Below are 23,175 nucleotides of genomic sequence, written 5' to 3'. Positions count from 1 at the left end.
AGACCAGATGCAGAAAACCGTCGAATCAACCCAGAGAGCTTTTAATACGATTCGTACCGGCCGGGCAAATGCTTCTCTTTTAGATCGGATCGTGGTGGAGTATTATGGCATGGAAACTCCCCTCAAGTCCCTGGCGACAATTAGCACTCCCGACGCGACCACGATCGCGATTCAACCCTTCGATCGCACCAGTATGGGGGCGATCGAAAAGGCGATTTCTCTCTCGGACGTGGGTTTAACCCCCAGTAATGACGGTCAGATCATTCGTTTGAATATCCCTCCCCTCACTAGCGATCGCCGCAAGGAATTGGTCAAATTAGCGGCGAAATTGGCCGAAGAAGGAAAGGTGGCTATCCGCAATATTCGCCGGGATGCGATCGATGCTATCCGTAAACGGGAAAAAGGTCACGAAATTTCTGAGGATGAATCCAGGGATTTACAGGATCAAGTGCAGAAATCCACCGATAAATTTATCGCCAAAATCGAGGATTTGTTAACGACAAAAGAAAAAGATATCATGACCGTTTAAGTTTTTTCTCCTCATGGATAGAACAGGCTTTTTGTCTGTTCTATTTAGCTTTTTATCCCTATTTCAAAGGTATAGGGGAGTGATACTAAATCCTGTTATAATAAAACAAGTAAAGACGAGGAGATAAAATGCCCAAGAAAGCTTACTTAGCCGAACATCTAAGTTCAGAGGAACTGAAAGATAGATACAGAAGCAGTCAAGACTCAGTGGAAACAAGAAGATGGCACTTATTGGGTCAAATATCCTTAGGATGGACAATCAAAAATGCGGCGGTAGCTGTGGGGTTAGATTATCAATATAGTTTTAGAATTCTCAAGAAATATAATGAATTAGGAGAAGAAGGAGTTAAAAATCTCAAGAAAAAAAGTGCAGAACATCGGAGAGGAAAAGAACCTTTATTGAAGGAAGAACAATTTCAAAAATTAAAAGAAGAACTGAAAGAACGTCCTGCGGATGGAGGAATTTGGACAGGACTGAAGGTAGCCAGATGGATAGAAAAGGAAACGGGGCGAGAAAAAGTTTGGAATCAAAGGGGATGGGATTACCTAAAAAAGTCGAGATATTCTTGTCAAAAACCCAGGCCAAAACATAAAAAGGGAGACCCAGTTGAACAAGAAAAATTTCCGCAAAATTTACCAGTAAAAGTCCAAGAATTAATAGATAAATTTCCCAATTATCAAGGAGAAGTCTGGTTCTTTGACGAACATCGAGTTGGCTTAAAACCAATCATTAGAAAAGTCTGGGAACCAATAGGAGAAAGGCCTTCTGCCCTAGTGCATCATCGTTATGAATGGTTATATGTTTACGGGTTTGTTGAGCCAAAAACAGGAAAAACACTCTGGTATTTAATCCCAATAGTTAATCATCAATGGTTAAGTTTAGTCTATCAATCTTTTGCAAAAGATGTCGGGTTATCGGCTCCCAAAAATTGTCCTATTAGTACAAGATAATGCTGGGTGGCCTAGAAGTGAAAAACTTGAAGTTCTTGATGGAATCATGCTCGATTTTCTACCGGCTTATTCGCCAGAACTACAGCCAGCCGAGAGATTGTGGTCTCTAGTAGATGAACCTCTGGTTAATGAGTATTTTGAAACAATTGAAGAAATAGAAGAAATTCTGATAACTCGTTGTCAGTATCTCGAAACAATGACTAATGAAATTAAAAACTTGACTAACTATCATTGGCTAACTTATGACTGATTGTTATCATCTTTTTAAAACAGGATTTAGGATCAATTTGGGCATAATTACCGCAGAAGGTTTTCTAGTATTCCACTCAGGTGGATATTACCGCATTTCTACAGCCAAAAGTCTATTGGTCTGTCAATCTTGAAATTGTGGATAGGGCAATGCTGCCAAATTATTCGCCCCCAATCCCTCAAAATCACCTTGACAGACCAATAGAATCGCCCTTAATTTTTGTGGATTACCAGTCCCTAACTATATTCTTCTCCGACACTGAGATTAAAGAGCATTTGCAGGGATTGTAAACAGCGCTTACGCGCTTCGATATCCTGTTGGGCGCGCAGTTGTACCATGGGTTCGTGAAGGATTTTATTGACGATACCGCGGGTCATTGCTTCGATAACTTCTTGGTGTTTTTCGGCGAATTCCGTCCCCAAACGGGAGAGGGCCTTTTCTAATTCCTGTTCGCGAATATCTTCAATTTTGCTTCTTAAACAGCTAATTGTCGGTACAGTGTCCAAAGAACGCCACCAAAGCTCGAAAGCTTCCACTTCCTGCTCTAGGAGTGCCTCTGCTTCCCTGGCCATCTGACGGCGACTTTCCTGATTGGCGGCAACCACCGCTTTGAGATCATCGACGTTAAAAGCTTGCACTTGTGCCAATTCCTTCACGTCGGTATGGACGTTGCGGGGAACAGAAATATCGATTAACATCAGCGAATTAGCAGAAATCGTCACTTCTGTCAATAAAGTTTTAGTTAAAATTGGTTCCGTGGCTCCGGTACTGGTAAAGACGATATCCGATGCCGCTACTGTAGTCATCATCTCTTCTAAGCCATATAGTTGCAGCGGTAGGTGAGGAAATTCACGGGCCAACTCCTGGGCCCGTCTTTGGGAGCGATTGACGATCGCAATTTGCTGAGAACCCTTAGCCAGAAGGTGAGTAACTAATAATCGGGACATTTTCCCTGCCCCGATAATAGCGATTTTCTTGCTGCTGAGGTCTGCCACCTTAGCATGGGCTAACTCCACCGCCGCCGAACTGATCGATACGGCTCCCGTGCCGATGCTGGTTTCCGTGCGAACGCGTTTACCGGCAGTCATCGCTTGTTTAAACAGGCGATCGAGTAATTGACTAATAGTATTGTACTTTTGAGCTAATTTATGGGTATTTTTAACTTGCGCGAGAATTTGCCCTTCACCGAGGACAAGACTTTCTAAACCGGCCGACACCCGCAGCAGATGGCGGACAGCATCCTGATGCAGCAGGGTAAACAGATAACGACGCAGGACATTAAGGGGAATATGCCCGATTTCAGCGAGAAACTGGGTAATTTCCACCACGCCCTTTTCCGTATCCGTAACCACGGCGTAGATCTCCAAACGGTTACAGGTGCTGATAATCGCCACCTCTTGGATGTGGGGATAACCCTTGAGGTGGGTAAGGGCGGACTCGATTTTCGCTTCCGGGATACTCAATTTTTCGCGAATTTCCACAGGGGCTGTCTTGTGACTCAAGCCCACTACAGCAATATTCATTTATGTTCTCCTACAAATGTTGCTCAGGCTACAAAAATTATTGATAAAGATCAGTGCGTTATGTCTCTAATTGTTGCAATTTAGTCCCAATCGGGATGCAAATAAAAGATGTTTGAAAAAAAACTTTATATATTTTTACCAATGGGGGCGAGGTGAGCCATGCCCACCCCACCGGGTCAGGGAATTATCTCAGTTGAATGTATTTGGGTTGGTCGAACAGGTGAACGGTATCGACAAAGCGAGCGGTTTTCGATTGGGTGGAGATAACCAAGCTTTGGGTACGAGCGCCACCATGGAAGAAGCGTACCCCTTCCATCAGGGTGCCGGGGGTGATCCCACAGGCGGCAAAGAGGACGGTTTCGCCACTGGCTAATTCTTCGCAACCGTAAACGCGATCGGGATTGGTGATACCCATTTCTTGCAGACGAGCGAGATTACCCTCTCTGCTTTCGCCGATTAAACCGGTTTTGACCACTTCGGGATCATAGATTAATTGTCCCTGGAAGTGACCGCCTAGACAACGCATAGCCGCCGCCGAGATTACCCCTTCCGGAGCGGCACCGATACCCATGAGAGCATGAATATTAGTTCCCGAAAAAGCGCAGGAAATAGCGGCCGATACGTCACCATCGCTGATCAGACGAACTCTGGCCCCGGCGTTGCGGATTTCTTGGATTAATTCCTTGTGACGGGGACGATCCATAACTACTACCACCAGTTCTTCGATGGAACGATTGAGACAATCGGAAAGGACTTTCAGGTTTTCCGTCGCCGATTTATTAATATCCACATGACCTTTAGCTGCTGGGGGAGCGGCTAATTTTTTCATATAAAAGTCAGGAGCGGCGAATAACCCACCTTTTTCGGAGATCGCTAACACGGCCATAGAACCATTTTGACCGTAGGCAACCAAGTTAGTGCCTTCGCAGGGATCGACGGCGATATCGATTTCGACTAATTCGTCGGGATTACAATATTGTTTGGCATCAGCTTGGGTACAGATACCCACTTCTTCGCCAATATAGAGCATGGGAGCTTCGTCTCTTTCCCCTTCTCCAATAACGATGCGACCGCGCATATGGATTTTATTCATCCGTTCGCGCATCGCTTCTACAGCGACGTGATCGGCGGTATTTTTTTCGCCTTTACCCATCCACTTCGAGGAGGCAATGGCAGCCTGTTCGACCACTTCGATAATTTCTAACCCTAGCGTACTTTCCACTCGATGATCCTCCCTACAGCTGATCTATGATTTATCTAGTGAGTTTGTTTCCTTAACAGTCAAAAGTCTATCACCAGACGGGGATCATTCTTAAGTTTTTATGCAGATCATCTGGAGGAGACTGGTATAGCTAGGGAGTTTTTGCCAGCACTGTCCCCTCCATCTCAGTTATTGAGACCTTGATCGCTGATTTCGGCGTTAAACGACGGATAAATTCCAGGGGTAACCCGTCTGTATCGGCAATAAAGGTGACTTCATAGACATGATCGCCGATCATCTGTTGTTGGGGTGGCAAAAGAATTTTTAAAGGTTGATATAAATCGGCATCCTCTTGATGAGCTTGCTGAAAGTTATTTGTTAATTTTTCTAACCATTCTGGTAAATTGCTGACATTTTCTGTTAGGTCAAAAGACAAGTGATAATAACCGACATAATGCTGATCGCTAAAGGCATCGGGGGCGGGTTTCGGTTGAGGAATTTGGATTAATTCGATGCGTCCGTTTAACCCCGTTAGCCAACAGGCCAAAGTATAACCCGTGGTGAATCTTTCCTCTAGGGTAAAACCGAGAAGTTGGTAAAAAGCGATCGCCCGATGGATATTAGCGGTGCGGATAGAAGCATGGTGCATTTTCAGGAGAAAGAATTATGAAGTGGGGAAGTGGGGAAATGGGGAAATGGGGAAGTGGGGAAATGGGGAGAGTAAATAAAAATAATCTCCTGCCTCCTATCTCCTGACTCCCGATGGCTATTGATTAATCAAAAAGACGAAAATAGGGATAACGTTTGGGAACCCCCGGTTCTTTTTCCAGATCAAAATTAATTACATCCCAACAGGGTTCATCGGGAGCATCGGGGCTAAATTCTACTGGTAAACCGTAGAGACGGGGAATAGTGGCTTCACCCGGTCCATTACCGCGCCAAGTGGTGTTACGTTCTAGGTAGGAACTAACTAAATCGCGATAACGGTTGGCAATAATTACTTTAGTCGCTTTAAATCCTTGAGTATAGAGGCGATCGAGTGCTTCGTGAATCTCAAAACGAATACCATCCGGGTGAGTGTGTTGACGATACCACTCACCATTCCAGAGTCGCCAATGCCGTCCTGACTGCAAGTGAACCAACTCTCCCGTTTTGGGATCGGCTTCAAAAGCTCCATGGCGCGGACACAAATAGGTATCCGTCAAAGTGAGGGCGGGGATTAGCTGCCGACAGTGAGGACAATGGATATCGGGGCCAAAAACAGGGTATTGTAAACTTGCATTGATCATGGAAGAACCTAAACTAAAAATTGCTATCTTTGTACCAATAATCCTATCCATATTATACCCAACCAAATTGGACGGGTATTCTCTTTCGACTTTAGTGTAGATCCTTTCATGTCTTTAGATAACTTAAGATCAACTTCTAATTTCTGGCCGCTTGTCGATGTCAGTCAAGCGGCTTTTATCGCCCCCAATGCCACGGTAATGGGCGATATTTCCCTAGCTGTCGGGGTGAGTGTTTGGTATGGGGCGGTATTGCGCGCCGACGTGGAACGCATCGAAATTGGGGCCTATACTAATATCCAAGATGGGGCAATCCTACACGGAGATCCGGGCAAAATTACTATCCTTGAAGATTACGTTACCATCGGGCATCGGGCGGTAATTCACGCAGCCCATATTGAACGCGGTTGTTTAATCGGCATTGGGGCAGTGATTCTCGATGGTGTGCGCGTCGGGGCGGGTAGTATTGTCGGGGCGGGTAGTATTGTAACAAAAGATATACCACCGCGATCTTTAGTGGTGGGTATTCCCGCTAAACGCGTCCGGGAAGTGTCGCCACAGGAGGCTCAAGAGTTGATCGAACACGCCGAGCGCTATGCTAAACTTGCCCTCGTTCATGGGGGAAAAGCTACTGATACTGGATTCCCAAAACGGGCGGATTAGGGTATAAATATAAAATGAGAATCAAGTAACAATCTTTTAAGCACTGACCGAGGAGAAGGAAATCTATGGACTGGAGAGTGTTGATCGTTTTAACCCCTTTGCTTATTGCTGGTGGCTGGGCTTTCTTCAATATCGGCGCTGCCGCTATTAGACAAGCTCAACAGTTTCTCAGCAAACAAAGTTAATAAAAGTTTATAGTTCTTAGTAAAACCGACCGCCTAGGCGATCGGTTTTTAATTTTTCCTGATGGTGCGATCGCTGATTGGGGTGTGGGGTGTGGGGTGTGGGGTGTAGGGTGTGGGGGGAATAAATAAAAATAATCTCCTGAATCCTGACTCCTGACTCCTGAATCCTGAATCCTGACTCCTGACTCCTGACTCCTGACTCCTGACTCCTGAATCCTGAATCCTGAATCCTGTCTCCTAACCCCACCAATATACCTTTTCAGCAAACCCTACCTAACCATGAAATCTAATTGTCAAAATCTCATTGAAGAGCTTTCCCATCTAGAAATTATCACCGATCCGGGGCAAGTGGCGAAACTTTCCTTAGATTATTATCATTTTAGTCCCATTTTAGAAGCACAACTGCAAGATAAACGGGCTGATGTAGTCATTCGTCCCCACAATAGCCAAGAGGTTATTGACATCGCTAAAACCTGCGTTAAATACCAAATTCCTTTAACAGTTAGAGGTGCGGGTACAGGTAATTATGGTCAATGTGTTCCCTTGCGGGGAGGAGTAATGTTAGACACAACCAAACTAACAAAAATTATCTCGATCGAACCGGGGACAGCCAGGGTAGAAGCGGGGGTAAAAATGGCATTTTTTGATAAACAAGCTCGCGCAATTGGTTGGGAATTAAGAATGGCTCCCTCTACCTATCGGACGGCGACAATTGGCGGTTTTATCGGGGGTGGCAGTGTGGGCATGGGTTCAATTAATTATGGACAATTGAAGGATAGAGGCAATCTGCAAGCAGTGCAATTAGTCACCCTAGAAGCGGAACCAAAAATTATCGAATTACGGGGGGATGAGGTAGAAAAAGTCAATCATGCCTACGGAACCAATGGCATTATTACCGAGTTAGAAATAGCCCTCGCTCCCTGTTATCCTTGGGCAGAATTTATCGTTACTTTTGCCGATTTTCTCACCGCCGCTAAATTCGGTCAAGCTCTTAGTGATAGTGATGGCATCGTCAAGAAAATGGTTAGTGTTCACTCTTGGCCAATTCCCGCTTATTTTACTGCTCTTAAGGATTATTTAACCACGGGGAAAGCGGCAGTTTTGTTAATAGTATCGGACAGCGATCGAGTTGCATTAGAGTCTTTAATTCAAGAATATAATGGTGAACTTACTTACTATAAAACGCCAGAAGAAACCCAAAAAGGCAACAGTATCTTAGAATTTACTTGGAATCATACCACTCTCCATGCGCGTAGTTTTAACCCCAAGATAACTTATCTACAAGCTTTTTATTTTAATCTAGCCACGGTAGAGAAACTCCATAATTATTTTGGTGAGGAAATAATGATGCACCTAGAATTTTTGAAATTTCAAGGTAAAGTTATTCCCGCCGGTCTTCCCTTGCTAGAATTTACCACAGAAACTCGATTAAATGAGATTATTGCTATCTATGAACAACAGGGGGCAGCCATTGCCAATCCTCACACTTATATCATGGAAGATGGCGGCAGCAGACAGATTAATCCGCTACAACTAGAATTTAAACAACTCGTCGATCCCTACGGATTGAACAATCCGGGTAAAATGCGAGCATGGGTTGAAGCAAGGGGGTAGGGGTTCGATTCAGGCTAAATTAAACAAGATAGTTCACCGCTACTACCGAATTACTAACCGGTGAAAAGGGAGTGGGGAAAACAAAACTCCCCGCTGCCCCCTGCCTATTCCCGGACTTGCCCCGATCCGATACAATTAAACGGTTGTCTTGGAATAATTAATAGTGATCGAGCGTTATACTCTCCCTGCGATGGGGAATTTGTGGACGGATAGATATAAATATCAAACATGGCTAGAGGTAGAGATAGCCGTCTGTGAAGCGCAGGCCGAATTAGGCTATATTCCCGCGGATGCAGTGGAAGAAATTAAGGCAAAAGCTAATTTTGATCCCGATCGCATTTTAGAAATAGAAGCAGAAGTGCGCCACGATGTCATCGCCTTTTTAACAAATGTTAACGAATATGTGGGCGAGCCGGGGCGTTATATTCATTTGGGTTTAACCAGTTCTGATGTACTAGATACTGCCCTGTCCTTACAATTAGTCGCCAGTTTAAACCTGATTCTAGAACAATTAGAAGATTTCATTCAAGCCCTGCGCTATCGCGCCCAAGAACACCGTTATACAGTCATGGTGGGACGTTCCCACGGCATTCACGCCGAACCGATCACCTTTGGCTTTAAACTAGCGGGATGGTTAGCGGAAGTGCTGCGGGGACGCGATCGTTTAATTCGCTTGCGCCAAGACATCGCCATCGGTAAAATATCCGGTGCAGTGGGAACCTATGCCAATATTGACCCGAAAATTGAGGCGTTAACCTGTCAGAAGCTAGGATTAGAACCGGATACCGCTTCCACTCAAGTTATCTCCCGCGATCGACACGCCGATTATGTGCAACAATTAGCCTTATTAGCGGCTTCGATCGAACGTTTTGCCGTGGAGATTCGCAACCTGCAAAGAACTGATGTCCTAGAAGTGGAAGAATACTTTTCCAAAGGACAAAAAGGCTCCTCCGCTATGCCCCATAAACGTAATCCCATCCGCTCAGAACGCTTAACGGGAATGGCGAGAATTATCCGTAGTCATAGCGTTTCCGCCTTAGAAAATATCGCCCTCTGGCACGAAAGAGATATTTCCCATAGTTCCGTAGAACGGGTAATGCTGCCAGATGTTTGCATTTTGACCCACTTTATGCTCAAGGAAATCACCGATTTAGTCAAAAATCTGCTGGTGTATCCCGAAAACATGAAGCGAAATATGAATGTTTACGGTGGCGTGATTTTCAGTCAAAGAGTTCTTTTAACTTTAGTGAGTAAGGGAATTAGCCGGGAATCTGCCTATAAAATCGTCCAAGAAAACGCCCATCGCGCTTGGAACACCGATAACGGCAATTTTAAAGCTTTTATCGGTCAAGATGAGCGAGTTACCGCTATTTTATCCCCCGACGAGATCGAAAGTTGCTTTGATCCCCAGCAGCACCTAAATCATCTTAATAGCATCTACCAAAGGTTAGATATTTAAGGAGCTTTCAGTGATCAGCTAACCACTAGCTTGTTGCTTTAGAAAGGTAATGACAGCGTTTTGGATTGTCGGTTGGCGATCGATCTTTTCTCAGAAAGCGATCGCTATTCGTTTCTCGATCAAGGTCGCGTTTGAAGATAAAACTAAAGAATCGGCGCAAGCGAGTACGAATCGGGTAAAATAAGGGTCTGTATTCGGAGTGTTCGTTTTTATGATGAAAATCAAACTCTTGAATTTAGGTAGTATTAAAGAGGCAGAAGTGGATCTTCGGCCTCTAACCGTTATTATTGGCCCGAATAATTCTAATAAAACTTATATCGCCTACTCGATTTATGGGTTATGGATTAATCATCGTGACGGCCTTTTTTTTTCTAGTGAAATTTTAGAAAAAATAGAATTTACAAATCAAGCCGATCATTGGTCTTTAAAAATAGACCGACGTTTTTATGATGTTATATCCGAAATTGTTCAAAAGTCCGCATCTGAATTTAGCGGGATAAAACTACAATCTTTTTTCCAAGATTCTAGCGGCAAGATTTTTGAAAAAACGAAATTCAGTATCGAAATTTCCGAAGATGATATTAAAACAGCTATAGAAAAAGTTTTAGCGCATATAATTGAGTATCGCCAGTCATTAGCTTCATTTGGAATCAAGAAAATCGAGCGAAGCGACAACAATAATGAGATTTTATTTTATCCAGAAAAAGAAGCTGAAATTTATGATTATAAAAACATGGTTCTTCTTGATTTTGTTGCTGGTGTTGTAACATTTTCATTTTCTTACATACTTCCTTTACCCGCCGAAAGAAACGTTTTTATAAATACCTATAAAGTGCTGGCTAATAGAAGATATAAGCTACTTAAAGAGAATCAGAGAGAGCTATTGATACAAGGACGTATTAATCGAGATAGACAGTTAGAGTTACTAAAAGAACAGGGGGATATTCGATATCCTCAACCAGTAGAGGATTTTTTAGATTTTTTAACTGACATAGAACTAGAAAATAAGCCCGATCCCATTGCCAAAAACAAAAATGATTTTCAAAAATTAGCCGATCAAATTGAAAAGTATATTCAAAATAACAATAAAACAATCTTTAAAAAGACTAAATTCGGAGGCAGAGAAATTAAAGTTTCGGTAAAAAGAAGTTTAGAGATCGATCTTTATAATGCTTCCTCGTCTATTAAACAATTAGCCCCGCTTTTACTCTATTTGCGCTATCGAGCAAAATCGGGGGATTTTCTGGTGATCGATGAGCCTGAAATGAACTTACATCCAGAATCTCAGGTAAAATTGTTAGAATCTTTAGCGATTTTAGTAAATTTAGGAGTTAGAATTTTATTGACGACTCATAGCCCCTATTTGATGGCTCATCTTAACAATATCGTTAATGGTAATCACCAAAATCCAGAACTTTTAGCCGAACAAGCTAAATTGCTTTATCTGCAAGATAGCCGAGGTTTTCTTAAAATGGAACAGGTTAGCGCCTATGAAATAAAAAATAATAAATTACTTTCTTTACACGACCCTGAATACGGTATTCGTTGGGATACTCTCAGCGATGTATCAGTTGATATTCAACAAAAGTTTTTTGCAATTTATGAAGCAGGACAACAAAACCAAGAAACCGAAGAAGGATGTTCCTCAGAAGAAGAATAAACTCGATTGGCAAAAATTTAACTTTTTAGAAAATCTGCTTATTTTCTGTACCGTACCCGATCGGATCGCTCCACCCGAAAGCGGTGTCAGCTTTCGGATTACCAAGCAAGAAAAAGATTCCGTTTGTATTTTATTTAAAACTGATCGTCGGGAGGATCCTCTTGTTAGAAATCAAAAGCAGAAAAGACCTGATTATTTATCTCTTTTTATTCAGAATGGCTTACTTCTGCTGACAATTATCGAGATGAAGGGAACTAATAAAAATTCCACGAGTACAGGTATCGAACAAATTACAACTTTTAGAGATATTTTAAAACAAGAAATTGCCGATCATGTCACCAGTAAACTCAAATATAAATTACAAGCTATCCTATTAACTCCCTATAATGCCGATATTCCTCGAAAGGCGATCGAAGAGGAAGCGGAGAAAGGATTTATTATTTTACCTATCCCGTATAATTTTAAAGCGGAGCTTTATCCTTATGTTTCCAAGACTCACAGGAAAGCGGATTTAAGCAAAATAGGCAAAATAAAGCATAGTCACGACGAGCAACATAAAGAATCCGATTGTTTGTTAATCGAAAAATTGTTGGCTAGACAAGCATCGGACAAACGTAAACAGGATAACTATTATTCATGTAAATTCACTCCCGCCAAAGATAGACAAGGCATCTATATAGATTATCAGGTGTCGAGCGATCGAGACTTGATCACCCTATTAACCGATCCGCAGGGAAAGAAAGTTCAATTGGCTTACTGTAGTGATGATTCTCAAAGTTCAATCGATCAAATTCAGGAAGAGATTAAAAATTTAAACATATATGGAATGGTAGAGATGGTAAGTCGCCTAATCAATAGTTAGTATAAAAAAAAGGTTAATTGCTTTTTATTCTCTTTGATAACAGGGTGAAAATTACTGCTTTTCATCTTAATTCGCTTCCCTTCAATAGTGGATATTATAGTGGTAAGTTGAGAAAGCCAAATGCTGACATTTTTATCATCTTGCCAATTAATTAATTGACTCACCAGAACTGGAGAATGAGTGTTCACTATTACTTGGCGTAAAGGCATTTCAGTATCTTCAAAATCGACAGTTAGCTCTTTTAATAATCTTGCCATTGCTTCAATACGAAAAGGATGAATGCCATTTTCTGGCTCTTCAAAACACAGTAATCCTGTGTGTTGTCGGTCGTATTGCAGGACACATAATGTTAATAAACGTAGGGTTCCTTCGGAAAGCACTCTCGAAGAAAACTCCCGACCATCATCGCCTTTTACCTTGATAATAAATTGTCGATTTGCTTTGTCATCATAAACATTAACTTCTGTAAGATTCGGTAGCAGGTTATTGAGATCACGGGAAATTGCTGTGAGGGTATATTCATCATCTTGTTTGATGCGAAATAAAGCAGCGGCTAAATTCTTTCCGCTTGCTGTTATTGTATCTCTGATGCCCATATCTTGACGCGTAGGTTCTCGCAGATCTTCGGGATTAAGCTGCATAAACTTCCAACTCAGCATTTCTTGTTTGGCGGCTAATATATGTTGAAAATCTATAGTATTAATGCTGCTTAAAACAGTTTGTGATGCGCTTTTTGCCAGAAATACTTTTTTATTTCCCTGTTTACGATCTTGATGTACAACAATGGTAGCACTACCACTCTTATCTTCAGTATTAATATAAGGAATGGCTCTCCTACCCGTTACTTTTGGTCGCCAAGTTTCCAATACTGTCTTGGGAATATAATTTTTTACCCAATTATCTTCATTGTGCTTTAAATTTTCTAAACGTTCATCAACAATATACAAGTTTTCAAATCCACTTATATTAGACTCCCGTTTAATTTTTAATTGATAGCGTAATCTTGTATATTTAAGATCGACTTCCCCACCCCAATTATCTTTTACCTTGCGATTGACTAACATTTCCACTATAAATTCCATTTCCGTGGCGTAGTCGTCCTCATCATACTGGGTAAAAAGTTCGCTAGGATGTCCTCGTTGCTCGCTAAAAGCCGTCTTCAGATCCACTTCTGCCAGCCGCGCCAACAATTGCAAAGCATCAAATAAATTACTCTTACCAGAAGCATTAACCCCAGCAACTACAGTAAGCGGCGTGAATACCATTTCAAAATTATGAAAGGATTTAAAGCCATGAATTTTAATATAAGTAATCATAGTTTTAGGCGATAGGTAATATTAAAACATCAGCGCAATATTTAACCATACTGGATAATCTTCTCAACTGTCGCCCGATACTGTCCCACTATAATCTAGACATTGGTTTACAGAGGTAGTGCGATGCCGCAGATTTTGTCGGGTGCGTTCCCTGCTGCAACGAGGGGGAACGCACCTTACCGATCGATTCCTGAGAGTATAGGGTCTTAGTCTGACAAGGCCCATAGACAACAAGCTTATCTGGCTGACGGCCGGCGGCTGATGACCGGCGGCTAAAAATTAACATTGCAAGAAAACTTAACAATTGGCCAAGAAACTCGATCGAGTAGGTAGAATAGCAAGTAAACCATTTTGTAAACTCCAACCGATTAATTAACCAGAATAGAGATAACCCAGAACGCCTGTGATAGATAAAAGACGCACTACTCGCGATCTCCCCCAAATTAACGAAAGAATCCGCTTTCCCGAAATCCGCGTTATCGATAGCGACGGCTCTCAACTAGGAATTATTACTCCTGCCGAAGCTTTACGCGTGGCCGAAGAAAAGGAACTTGATCTCGTCCTCGTCAGTGAAACGGCAAATCCTCCCGTTTGCCGGATTATGGACTATGGCAAATACAAGTTTGAACAGGAGAAAAAAGCCCGCGAAGCCAAGAAAAAACAGCATACAGCCGATATAAAAGAAGTTAAAATGCGCTATAAAATCGATGAGCATGACTACAACGTGCGAGTCAACCAAGCGCAACGTTTTTTAAAAGCGGGAGATAAGGTAAAAGCGACGATTACCTTCCGAGGCCGGGAAATTCAACACTCTAACCTAGCGGAAGAATTACTGGCGCGCATGGCCAAAGACTTACAGGATGTGGCTGAGGTACAGCAAGCGCCAAAAAAAGAAGGTCGTAACATGATGATGATGTTATCGCCGAAAAAATAACTAACTAATCCGGAAAAAAGGGGCTAAGACCCCTTTTTTGTTTTTCGGAAATCCCCAAAGGAAACCAATCATCTAAAACAAATGTATTATCCAGATTTTGACTCGGTTCGGCGAATCGCCACCACTGCCGGCCGGGGAGGTTGATTAACTTGACCACTGGGCCAATTCGACCCTAGGGGTACTTGTCGCATTTGTTCAAATTCCTGCCCATTAGTGGTTTTAAGGGCAAATTTACGGTTTTCAAAGGCCAAATCCCGACGAATTCCCCCCGCTTCCCCCGGATGTTGTACTGCCAAAAATAACGTCTCTTGGTCGGGAGTAAAGTACAATCCCGTTAATTCCGCATCCATGGGAGCGATAGCAAAAGGATAGGGATGCTCTTGACCCTTGGCAAACACCCAAGCGCTATTATTGCCAAAAATACCCAATAAATCCCGTTGACTAACCGGGACCCCTTGGGGATAACGAGTTTTCATCTCTCGATTTAACCCACCCGTGGAAATATCGCTAACCATCCAGAGATTTCCCTGTTTATCGAAAGCGAGGTTATCGGGATTAGAAAAACCCTCACCTTTCTCTGTCGGTTCCCCTCCGTAAGCGACCACATCCCAACGAAAACTTAAGGAAGCAGCATCGTTATTATCTTCCCTTAAGCTGATAATCCAACCAAATTCGTAGGGGATTTCGCCATTTGGTCCTTTAAATATCTCCTTATCGGCTCCTCCCTCCGCTTCACTGGGACTACCAGAGGTAAAGGTCATATATAAAGTGCCATTCTCGTCCACTTCCGTATCTTCCGGGCGACCAGTACAAGTGACCCCAACGGCGTTAGCGGCAAAATGAGCATCGATGAGAATTGCCCCCTGTTTTTCCGTCCTATTACCTTCATACAGGTCTGCGAGGGTCTTATATTTAGCTTTGTAGGCTAGAATCTCCTCATCGTCCTTAAATAGCAGTAATTTAGTCTCATTGACTGTTCTTTCGGGATTCGGCAAAGCTACTACCCCATCCCCGCGACTAGCGGCAATTTGACTCGGTAGGACGGGATTTATCTCCGTGTCGGGATTTAAGGGTATCCAATAACCGGTTTTATCGGGGTTGAATTTGGCCCCGTAGAGCATTCCTTTTTCTAGGAGTTTTGAGTTATTTTTCTGCTTAATATCGCTAATTTTGCCCTCGGAAACGAATTTATAGACATGACCGCCTCTGCGATCGCATCCTGAATAAACCGCCAAGGGTTGCCCCGTCCGAGCGAGAAAAGCGACCGCTTCATGGCGAAAACGCCCTAACCAAGTGTGTTTTGTGCCGTAATCGTCGGGATTGGCCGGATCCACCTCCACCATCCAACCGTATTTATTTCCCGCTAACCCGAAGACGTTACCCCGGCCATCCACTTCTGAACTATTGAGAATAAAGGGGGTAGTATCGGGATGCAAAGAGGAACCATCTTTTAACACTACCTCCGTCACTTGGTCTTGAAAGTTCTCCTCGGCACTAAATACAGTCCCCCAAGGCGTTGTTCCCCCGGCGCAATTTTGCAACGTTCCGATAATTTTTGCCCCTAATCCGTCATCGTAGCCAAGTTTATCGGTTTTGGTAAAAATTGCTACAGCGGGACCGGTCGCTTTCAGGTAGTGACCGTCCTTTAGTCCAGAGATACCGGTAATGCGGCGATCGGCTTTACTATAGGTACGTTGCCATTTTCCCGTTTGATCTTTAGCCAGGGAAATTACGCCAATTCCCTGATCAATTAAGCCTTCTAGGGAGATTTCCTCGATTTTTGCCTTTAAGCTGGCATCTTGCAGGTTATAGGCGGCAATTTCACCCTTTTCATTCGTTTTTTCCCGTACTTCCTTGACGGGTAGGGTTTTACCAATCACTTGTTCAAAGGTTTGTAGCCAAGTACGACCACTGATATATTCAAAATTAACGGTTAGATAACCTTGACCCGGACTGGTTTCGATAAAAGATAGATAATCATTGTTATAACCGAAACGGGAATCACCCACTGCATCCCCCCACTGGGCCAGCACATCATAGGTGAATCCTTGCGGAAGAACGAGATCATCTAGGACTTTATAGGTTTGATAGGCATTTTTTTGGCTTTCATCGCTCATACCGTCAATTTTTAAGGGAATCGGCAGTTTGACTGGGACAAAGTTGAAGCCGAAATTATTAGCAGCGATCGCAGGACTGCTAATCAGAGAGGAATATTTTTTCTCTTGCAGACTGAAAAAAGAGACACCAGCAGTGGCAGTTAAAAAGGTGAGGAAATTACGGCGAGAAATACTCATATTTTCATTAATAAAGTCAAAACTGATGTTCAGACCTTGATTAGGTTAAATTTTATTACGGATACTTGACATAGGGATTATACAGTATCCAAGTTATGACTAAGTTAACAGCCAGTTAAAAAGCTCTCCTGCAAAAATCTTCCGTTATACTCAATCCAGTTATTAAAAACTGATTATTTATCCCCCCTTTTGCATGAGTGCCTGTCCTTATAAGTAGCATTATGCTCAACGGATTTAGTACAAATTCTGCTGTAAGCTGATAGCTAGATGGTCAGGTCACGGAAATCGATGCAAAGTTCACTGAAAAGGATTATCAAAGCTTTTAGCGATCGCCAGATGAATAAAGAGATGGAATCCCGATAAAATCAGGTCATAATCTGCGGTTTTGGGCGTATAGGACGCATTCTAACGACTAAATTGGCAAAAACAGCCCAATCCTTTATTATCGTCGATAATAACCCCGATCACATTGGATTAGCTCAGGAAAAAGGCTACTTAACTCTTAATGGTAACGCCACCGATGAAAGTATTCTCCAGAAAGCCGGTATCGACAAAGCGCGAGTTTTAGCGACGGTGTTACCCGATGATGCCTTAAATAGACCTCTTGCATAAATCCGAAAACAAACGATAGAAACAATAATGGGAGGGACTTTCAGTTAATTATTTATTAGTAGTTGATAATCTTCAAAAATGTTGCTGTACAAGGATCGACTTAAGACTTTTGCAAGAGGTCTAATGTCTTTATCTCAAATGTCGGGGCGATGTTCCTAATTTTGCCCGTCGTTATGCTCTGCGTCGAGAAATGCGCTATCGGGGGTCTTCTTGGTAGGATATTTACCCAGAAAAAAGTTGAGCTTTTCTGGAATTAATTTCGCCGCAGCTGGAGATAAGACTAACTCACCAATTATCTCCAGAGACACCTATGAAATTAACCTATCGCAGCATTGCTTACGACAAAAATCCCACTGCCACCGTTGCTTCCAGTCCGCTGATTTTAGGCTATCGTGGTGTTCCCTATTTAAAAAACCGTGGTGTCGTTCAAACCATTCAGAAACCGGTAGCCGTTACCTATCGCGGTCAAGCCTATAATATCACTCAGTCTTTAGCTTCTTTGTCCATGTAAGAACCCTCTTTAAGTTTTTAACTTCTAGTTCATTTTTCAATCAATCTGTTTTAAATATTGTCAATTAATGATCAGAGCAATTACCTTAAACGGGTTTTATCTTCCCTCTTGCTCCCTTGCTCCAAGGGGGATTTTTAACTTGTTTTGCCAGCAAGGAATATATGTTCATAGTTAACAAAATTAATTACACATATTTTTCCCTTCCGCAGTTCCGCAGTTCCGGTGTTCCCCTGAGAGGGGGTGTGAATTTAATTTTGTCGAACTGCTGATAGTTATCAGTTTTTTGTAGAATAGGGAGATTGAGAAAACGAACATCTGCCATTATGACAAGATTTCCTTTGACTGGTCGCTATTCTGGTTTATGCGTCTTGCTCACTTTATTCTGGTTAACCGGTCAATCTTTACCCGTGCGAGCGGAAAAAATCTATAGTCCCGTCCCCCTAATCCTCAATAAAGAAATTAACGATACTCTCACCGACAAAGATATTCCCACAGGTGAAGGGGGGTTTGCTAGGGATTATACCGTAGATTTGGACAAGGACGATCAGGTGGCCATCGATCTCAAATCGGAAAACTTTGATGGAGTTTTAATTCTCCTGGCCGACGATGGTTCCACTGTAGCGGAAAATGATGATGGTCCCGATGGTGGCACTAATGCTCTCCTGTTTGCACGCATTACCGAGTCGGGTAAATATATTATTCGGGTGAGAGCTTTCGGAGAAACCGGTGGGGGAAAATTTACCCTGAAATTAACCCGTTTACGGGCCGTGGAGGGGAAAAATTAGCTAATTATTGTCAAAAAAACCAAGAATAGAGCCTCTGTCCACTCTACCACCGCACCGTAGGTATCACCGGTGTGACCGCGAAGACGACGATATAACCAGTAACCAGTAAGCATAGCGAGGGCGATTCCAGCACTAATGGCGATGATTCCCCACCTTAGACCACCAAATAGGGCGATTAACCCCCAAATTACTCCCCCACAGTCCCAAGGCAGACAAAAAGCCACTTTATGAAAGGCTCCCTTACCGGTGGGTTTGAGGTAGGGATAAAGAGCGATCGCCATTACTTGCCCCCAACGTCCCCAAATTGGTGCTAAAATTAGAGCTAAGGCTCGATTATCGCTTAAATCGGTCAAAGCGGCGATTTTTAGCAGCAAAACCATAGTCACGGCCATGACTCCAAAGGCCCCGGTAACACTATCGGCCATGACCGCTAAACGACGCGGGGGGTCGGTGACAGCTAAACCATCGGCCGTGTCACTAACTCCATCAAGGTGTAGTCCTCCCGTTAGATAAACCCAAACCCCCACAAGGACAACCGCACGAGTTAGGGGTGGCATTCCCAGACTAGCTAGAGTTATATCGAGCAAAACCAGAATTAGACCCAAAAATAAGCCCACTAAGGGAATCCATCGGGCAATTCTGCCAAAATCAGGCCAGGCAATCGGAACCGGAATAATCGTGTAAAAAGCGATCGCACCTAAAAATGAGCGAATTTCTTGACAAATGAAGTTAAATATGGTAATCAATCTCCCCAAAATTAGATTCCGGTATGGCATCCTTTCTCATAAAGATGAAGTATAACTTGATTTTGTATCGGCCACCCTGTGGGATTTTCAAAACATCTGAGAACGCCTATAATAATTTAATTCGGCATAACACGGTTACTTGTAATTTTATAGAAAAAGTTCTTGCGCTCTCTTCATTTGAGAGTAGTATGCGGAAATATTTGTTAAAAAATGTGTATTTGGTGTGAGATATGGAAAGTTTCTGTATAATATGTAGTTAGACTGCTAATTTCTTGGTGAAGATAGTTCTGGCTACTTTTGGGCAGGTGCTATAGTTATAGTGAAGTTTGTACATGGTTTCTCTCATGAAAAATAAAGCTATTATTGTGCTAGGGGCAGTTGCCGCCCTTGGACTAGCTGCAACTTCAACTTTACTTCTGATACGTCCATCTGGAAATTCTCCAGATTCTGCCTCTGCTCAATCTCCTAGCAACGGCATGGGTATGATGCATCATATGCAGGTCAGTAGCGAGTTTAACTATCTTGCCCAAATGATTCCCCACCATCAGGAGGCAATCGATACCGCCCAAGTTATTCTGGCACGCACTAGTCGTCCTGAGATGAGGCAGTTTGCTCAAAATATTATTCAAGCGCAAACTGCTGAAATTGCTCAGATGAAAAACTGGCTCAACAAGTGGTATCCAGGAGGGAATATTAGCGTCTCCTACGTTCCCATGATGCGCGATCTGAGCCAACTTCAGGGCGATGCCCTAGATCAAACTTTTTTACAAGATATGATTAAACATCATATGGGAGCCGTGATGATGTCGCAAATGCTCCTGAATCGTAATCTGGTGAAGCATCAGCCTGTCCAGTCCTTGGCTGAGAACATTGCCACTAGCCAGCGCCGGGAAATTCAGCAGATGCAAACTTGGTTGATAGCTTGGTTTGGTGATCGCAATCCAATGGGTAGAATGCATCATTAGCTTCTAGTAATCACGATCGAGATTTTGGGGGCGATTAATGTTTTGCTTCCGGTGTGCGGTCTAACAACCCCAAGGCAGTGGGATGCCGAAGGCACTGCGTAGCAGCTATCGCCGTAGGGTGCGTTCCCTAATGAGGCTCCTACTGATCCAGCGATCGATTTTGGGGAACGCACTATGCACATTAATTGCAGCTGTGGGTTTAAGTGGATTCTTCTAGTGCGATCGCCGATGATCTTGTAGGGTGCGTTCCCTAAAGTGGCTCCTACTGCTCCACCAATAGATTTTGGGGAACGCACCATGCACATTAATTGAAACTGTGGGTTTAAGTGCGATGGCGAAGGCACTGCGCAGCAGTACGCTGATCCTGTCGGTTGGGTTGACAGAAAAAATCCAACTGTGATCTTTGACTTCATTCCAATTTGTGCGGACTGTATTCAGGTGTTACCTGCTGTAATACCCAGCAAGTGAGCCTGTTTGCTGAGTTGAGGAGTAAAATAGGGAAAGTCTTAATCTAAGATTTAGTAATGGATAGAAGCATTATAGAACGGCAATCGCTACTTGAAGCAGTCAAGGCTCTCCCTGATGAGGCTTTAGTGGAACTGTCTAATTTTCTTGACTATCTTCGCTATAAAGCAGCCCATCAAAGAGAACTGACCACTCACTCTTCTAGTTTTCTGCTTGCAGTTGCAGGTTTAGGCAACTCTGGTCAACAGGATATTTCAGAACGTGATGAAGAGATTCTAGGCAATGAGATTGATCCGGTGTATGGCTGGAATCTTAAGCCAAGCAATTCAGTATGACAGCAATCCTCGACACCAGTTTTTTGTTTGCTTTAACTGATCAGGGAGATCGCAATCATCAACGGGTGTTGGCTATTGCTCAAAGCGTGAATGAGCCATTGGTTCTACCTGTCGTTGTCTTGCCTGAGAGCTGCTATCTGATTGCATCAAGATTGGGACACCAAGCAATGCGCCGTTTTGTCTCCAGTATGACACCGGATGCGGTTCAAGTTGAACCTGTAATCCCAGAAGACTTGGTACGAGTGCATGAGATATTGGAACAATATGCTGACAATCAGCTTGACTTTACGGATGCAGCGATCGTTGCCATAGCTGAAAGGCTCGCTATTACTCGCATTTATACGCTCGATCGTCGAGATTTTTCGATCATTCGTCCAAGTCACTGCGATTACTTTGAGTTATTCCCTTGAACCGTCAGCTAACACTGCGTGGCAGCGGACGGGCGAAAGCTGCTGGTGCTGAGTTTGAGTTCATCTACCGCCGCTGCACTTCACCGTTAGCTATCGCTGTAGGGTGCGTTCCCTAATGTGGCTCCTACTGCTCCACCGATCGATTTTGGGGAACGCACCATGCACATTGATTGAAGCTGTGGGTTTAAGTGCGATGCCGCTCTTGTGGGCCCAGTTGAGGAATGTTAGCGAAGCTCCCCAATGTTTAGGTTAAAATAGAGGGGCAAAAGTTGCAACGGGGTCAGGCCAATGACAGTTAATCAACTCCGGCTACAGCAAAGAAGAATTTGCCCGACGTGGTAAAGAGATTTATGAATCTCAGGTGCGCCCCCAAGTCGAGGAAGGCAATCATGGGAAGATTGTAGCCATAGATATCGAAACAGGGGCTTTTGAAGTAGCAAAAGACAGCCTCACAGCTTCCGAGCAACTTTTAGCCCGATTACCAGATGCTCAAATTTGGTTCGTAAGAATCGGACATCGAGCAGTTCATTGAGTCGGTTTGATTGGGGCAAATTTATTTCAATGATTATTCAGCAACCCCTATTTAGGAATATATGTCAAGACAAAAAAAGTTCTCAATGTGGATGACTGATACTAAATCTGGTTATTAAAAACTGATTATTTAGGGCTGGCTGAATAATGGTAAAACCCTTTTAAAATAAGGCTTTTGACCTGTTAAAATCCTCAAGGGGTGACAAAGAGGTTTAAAGGTAGGCAGGATAAAGACTCTAGCCAAATGTCCCCCAAAGAAATAGAGTGGTTATGGCAACCACTCAAAAATTTAAAATGTTACCATCATTCTATCAGGCTTGTTTACAAGCTAATCTGAGCGAAGCACAATATCTTACCCGGCAAATCCTCATACTGCTCTTACTCTCGTCACAGAACGGTACAATTAGAGAGATTAGCTGCCCTATTTCCTCAACCAATTACCTTTGAAAGCAGAAGAAGAAATTTACAGAGGTTTCTTAAGTTACCGCAATTAAGGGTGAAATTGTTATGGTTTCCGCTAATTAAACACATTATTAAGCAAGAGTTTAGCAGAAAAAATAAAAATCGACATCAAAGAAGAAAACTGAAAAAACTTAGGCATCTAGGACATCTGTTATTGGTAATCGACAGAACGGATTGGAAAAGAAGAAATTTATTTGTAGCCAGTGTTATTTGTGGAAAAAGAGCCTTACCTGTGTACTGGATATTACTAGATAAAAAAGGAAGTAGTAATCTGGGGGAACAAAAAAAATTTCACTCACCCTGTGTTAAAACTCTTAAAATCTTATCCAGTCGTCGTGATCGGTGCTCGAGAATTTCAGAGTGTTCAACTAGGAAAGTGGCTAGACGAAAAGGGTATAGCCTTTATTCTGAGGCAAAAGAAGGGAACATCTTTGCTGTTATCAGGTGAAGACAAATATCAACCTCTAAAAGCTCTGGATATTCAACCAGGGACTGAGCAGTTTTTCTCAGGAATTTATTAGACAGATTCTCATAAACTTGGACCTTTTAATTTGGCAACTCGCGGTCAGAGACGCTATCGTAGTAAACAAGCCGAAGCTCCCTGGTATCTTCTTACTAATCTTGACT

At 42.9% G+C, this 23,175-nt stretch carries 23 protein-coding genes and 2 pseudogenes; 18 read left to right on the top strand and 7 right to left on the bottom strand.

What is annotated here, in order from left to right; genetic code table 11:
• Positions 1 to 7: 7 nt before the first annotated feature.
• From frr to H6G48_RS08455, 3 genes are all read left to right on the top strand, one after another.
• Positions 8 to 529, top strand: a complete 522-nt coding sequence (frr, locus tag H6G48_RS08465) for a ribosome recycling factor (RefSeq protein WP_199328774.1) — start codon at positions 8 to 10, stop codon at positions 527 to 529.
• A 128-nt stretch (positions 530 to 657) separates the two neighbouring features.
• Positions 658 to 1,479 carry an IS630 family transposase gene (locus H6G48_RS26210; RefSeq protein ID WP_242034583.1) on the top strand — a complete coding sequence of 274 codons (822 nt, stop codon included), beginning with the start codon at positions 658 to 660 and terminating at the stop codon, positions 1,477 to 1,479.
• Positions 1,433 to 1,729 (top strand): transposase, encoded by a 297-nt coding sequence (locus tag H6G48_RS08455; protein WP_190720949.1) that lies wholly within the window; start codon positions 1,433 to 1,435, stop codon positions 1,727 to 1,729. The genes H6G48_RS26210 and H6G48_RS08455 overlap by 47 nt, the downstream gene beginning before the upstream one ends.
• A 236-nt stretch (positions 1,730 to 1,965) precedes the next feature.
• Here the strand turns inward: H6G48_RS08455 and H6G48_RS08450 are convergent, their stop codons facing one another.
• The 4 genes from H6G48_RS08450 to H6G48_RS08435 form a co-directional block, all read right to left on the bottom strand.
• Complete coding sequence (locus tag H6G48_RS08450) at positions 1,966 to 3,252, bottom strand: glutamyl-tRNA reductase (protein ID WP_002798508.1); 1,287 nt, start codon at positions 3,250 to 3,252, stop codon at positions 1,966 to 1,968.
• A 184-nt stretch (positions 3,253 to 3,436) separates the two neighbouring features.
• The gene (glpX, locus tag H6G48_RS08445; RefSeq protein ID WP_159249948.1) at positions 3,437 to 4,474 is read right to left on the bottom strand and encodes a class II fructose-bisphosphatase; all 1,038 of its coding nucleotides are present in this window, start codon (positions 4,472 to 4,474) and stop codon (positions 3,437 to 3,439) included.
• A 130-nt stretch (positions 4,475 to 4,604) separates the two neighbouring features.
• Positions 4,605 to 5,102 (bottom strand): VOC family protein, encoded by a 498-nt coding sequence (locus H6G48_RS08440; protein WP_147072726.1) that lies wholly within the window; start codon positions 5,100 to 5,102, stop codon positions 4,605 to 4,607.
• Between the two features lie 124 nt (positions 5,103 to 5,226).
• A complete protein-coding gene (locus H6G48_RS08435) occupies positions 5,227 to 5,742 on the bottom strand; it encodes a TIGR02652 family protein (protein WP_012265996.1) in 516 nt (171 codons plus the stop codon).
• A 108-nt stretch (positions 5,743 to 5,850) separates the two neighbouring features.
• On the opposite strand from H6G48_RS08435, the gene H6G48_RS08430 reads away from it, so the two are divergent.
• The 7 genes from H6G48_RS08430 (at position 5,851) to H6G48_RS08405 (ending at position 12,182) form a co-directional block, all read left to right on the top strand.
• Positions 5,851 to 6,402, top strand: coding sequence for a gamma carbonic anhydrase family protein (locus H6G48_RS08430; RefSeq protein ID WP_147074048.1), 552 nt, complete (start codon positions 5,851 to 5,853; stop codon positions 6,400 to 6,402).
• Between the two features lie 65 nt (positions 6,403 to 6,467).
• Positions 6,468 to 6,587, top strand: a complete 120-nt coding sequence (locus H6G48_RS08425; RefSeq protein WP_002737284.1) for a photosystem II protein Y — start codon at positions 6,468 to 6,470, stop codon at positions 6,585 to 6,587.
• Positions 6,588 to 6,866: 279 nt separating this feature from the next.
• Positions 6,867 to 8,201 (top strand): FAD-binding oxidoreductase, encoded by a 1,335-nt coding sequence (locus H6G48_RS08420; protein ID WP_190720946.1) that lies wholly within the window; start codon positions 6,867 to 6,869, stop codon positions 8,199 to 8,201.
• 163 nt (positions 8,202 to 8,364) lie between these two features.
• On the top strand, positions 8,365 to 9,660 hold the full coding sequence (gene purB, locus H6G48_RS08415) for an adenylosuccinate lyase (protein ID WP_190720942.1): 1,296 nt from the start codon (positions 8,365 to 8,367) through the stop codon (positions 9,658 to 9,660).
• Positions 9,661 to 9,709: 49 nt separating this feature from the next.
• Positions 9,710 to 9,844 carry a hypothetical protein gene (locus H6G48_RS26805; RefSeq protein ID WP_256378293.1) on the top strand — a complete coding sequence of 45 codons (135 nt, stop codon included), beginning with the start codon at positions 9,710 to 9,712 and terminating at the stop codon, positions 9,842 to 9,844.
• Positions 9,845 to 9,871: 27 nt separating this feature from the next.
• Positions 9,872 to 11,320 (top strand): AAA family ATPase, encoded by a 1,449-nt coding sequence (locus H6G48_RS08410; protein ID WP_190720939.1) that lies wholly within the window; start codon positions 9,872 to 9,874, stop codon positions 11,318 to 11,320.
• Complete coding sequence (locus tag H6G48_RS08405) at positions 11,262 to 12,182, top strand: hypothetical protein (protein ID WP_190720936.1); 921 nt, start codon at positions 11,262 to 11,264, stop codon at positions 12,180 to 12,182. The genes H6G48_RS08410 and H6G48_RS08405 overlap by 59 nt, the downstream gene beginning before the upstream one ends.
• On the opposite strand, the gene H6G48_RS08400 is transcribed toward H6G48_RS08405, so the two are convergent.
• Positions 12,179 to 13,498, bottom strand: a complete 1,320-nt coding sequence (locus H6G48_RS08400; protein WP_190720933.1) for an AAA family ATPase — start codon at positions 13,496 to 13,498, stop codon at positions 12,179 to 12,181. The two genes, H6G48_RS08405 and H6G48_RS08400, sit on opposite strands and share 4 nt — an antisense overlap.
• Positions 13,499 to 13,901: 403 nt before the next feature.
• Between H6G48_RS08400 and infC the strand changes: the two genes are divergently transcribed.
• Positions 13,902 to 14,432, top strand: coding sequence for a translation initiation factor IF-3 (gene infC / locus H6G48_RS08395; RefSeq protein ID WP_002757952.1), 531 nt, complete (start codon positions 13,902 to 13,904; stop codon positions 14,430 to 14,432).
• 86 nt (positions 14,433 to 14,518) lie between these two features.
• Here the strand turns inward: infC and H6G48_RS08390 are convergent, their stop codons facing one another.
• Positions 14,519 to 16,726, bottom strand: coding sequence for a PhoX family protein (locus tag H6G48_RS08390; protein WP_190720930.1), 2,208 nt, complete (start codon positions 16,724 to 16,726; stop codon positions 14,519 to 14,521).
• 309 nt (positions 16,727 to 17,035) lie between these two features.
• Between H6G48_RS08390 and H6G48_RS26205 the strand changes: the two are divergent.
• From H6G48_RS26205 to H6G48_RS08375, 3 genes and pseudogenes are all read left to right on the top strand, one after another.
• Positions 17,036 to 17,323, top strand: a pseudogene (locus H6G48_RS26205) (potassium channel family protein); the annotation flags it as partial.
• Positions 17,324 to 17,648: 325 nt separating this feature from the next.
• The gene (locus tag H6G48_RS08380; protein ID WP_190720927.1) at positions 17,649 to 17,849 is read left to right on the top strand and encodes a DUF4278 domain-containing protein; all 201 of its coding nucleotides are present in this window, start codon (positions 17,649 to 17,651) and stop codon (positions 17,847 to 17,849) included.
• Positions 17,850 to 18,172: 323 nt separating this feature from the next.
• Positions 18,173 to 18,634, top strand: a complete 462-nt coding sequence (locus tag H6G48_RS08375; protein WP_190720924.1) for a PPC domain-containing protein — start codon at positions 18,173 to 18,175, stop codon at positions 18,632 to 18,634.
• Here H6G48_RS08375 and cobS read toward each other — a convergent pair.
• The gene (cobS, locus tag H6G48_RS08370) at positions 18,631 to 19,389 is read right to left on the bottom strand and encodes an adenosylcobinamide-GDP ribazoletransferase (protein ID WP_190721011.1); all 759 of its coding nucleotides are present in this window, start codon (positions 19,387 to 19,389) and stop codon (positions 18,631 to 18,633) included. The genes H6G48_RS08375 and cobS overlap by 4 nt on opposite strands.
• Positions 19,390 to 19,712: 323 nt before the next feature.
• Between cobS and H6G48_RS08365 the strand changes: the two genes are divergently transcribed.
• The 4 genes and pseudogenes from H6G48_RS08365 (at position 19,713) to H6G48_RS08350 (ending at position 22,087) form a co-directional block, all read left to right on the top strand.
• On the top strand, positions 19,713 to 20,345 hold the full coding sequence (locus tag H6G48_RS08365; RefSeq protein WP_190720922.1) for a DUF305 domain-containing protein: 633 nt from the start codon (positions 19,713 to 19,715) through the stop codon (positions 20,343 to 20,345).
• 524 nt (positions 20,346 to 20,869) lie between these two features.
• Entirely contained in the window at positions 20,870 to 21,145 is a 276-nt protein-coding gene (locus H6G48_RS08360) for a hypothetical protein (RefSeq protein ID WP_149988193.1), read from the top strand.
• Entirely contained in the window at positions 21,142 to 21,555 is a 414-nt protein-coding gene (locus H6G48_RS08355) for a type II toxin-antitoxin system VapC family toxin (protein WP_190720919.1), read from the top strand. Before H6G48_RS08360 ends, H6G48_RS08355 begins: the two co-directional genes overlap by 4 nt.
• 288 nt (positions 21,556 to 21,843) lie before the next feature.
• A pseudogene (locus H6G48_RS08350) lies at positions 21,844 to 22,087 on the top strand (hypothetical protein).
• Positions 22,088 to 23,175 lie beyond the last annotated feature (1,088 nt).

The sequence above is a fragment of the Microcystis flos-aquae FACHB-1344 genome (genome assembly GCF_014698375.1).
Lineage (GTDB): Bacteria > Cyanobacteriota > Cyanobacteriia > Cyanobacteriales > Microcystaceae > Microcystis > Microcystis aeruginosa.
Note: the sequence above shows the minus strand (reverse complement) of the source record. Positions and strands in the feature narration are given on the sequence as shown.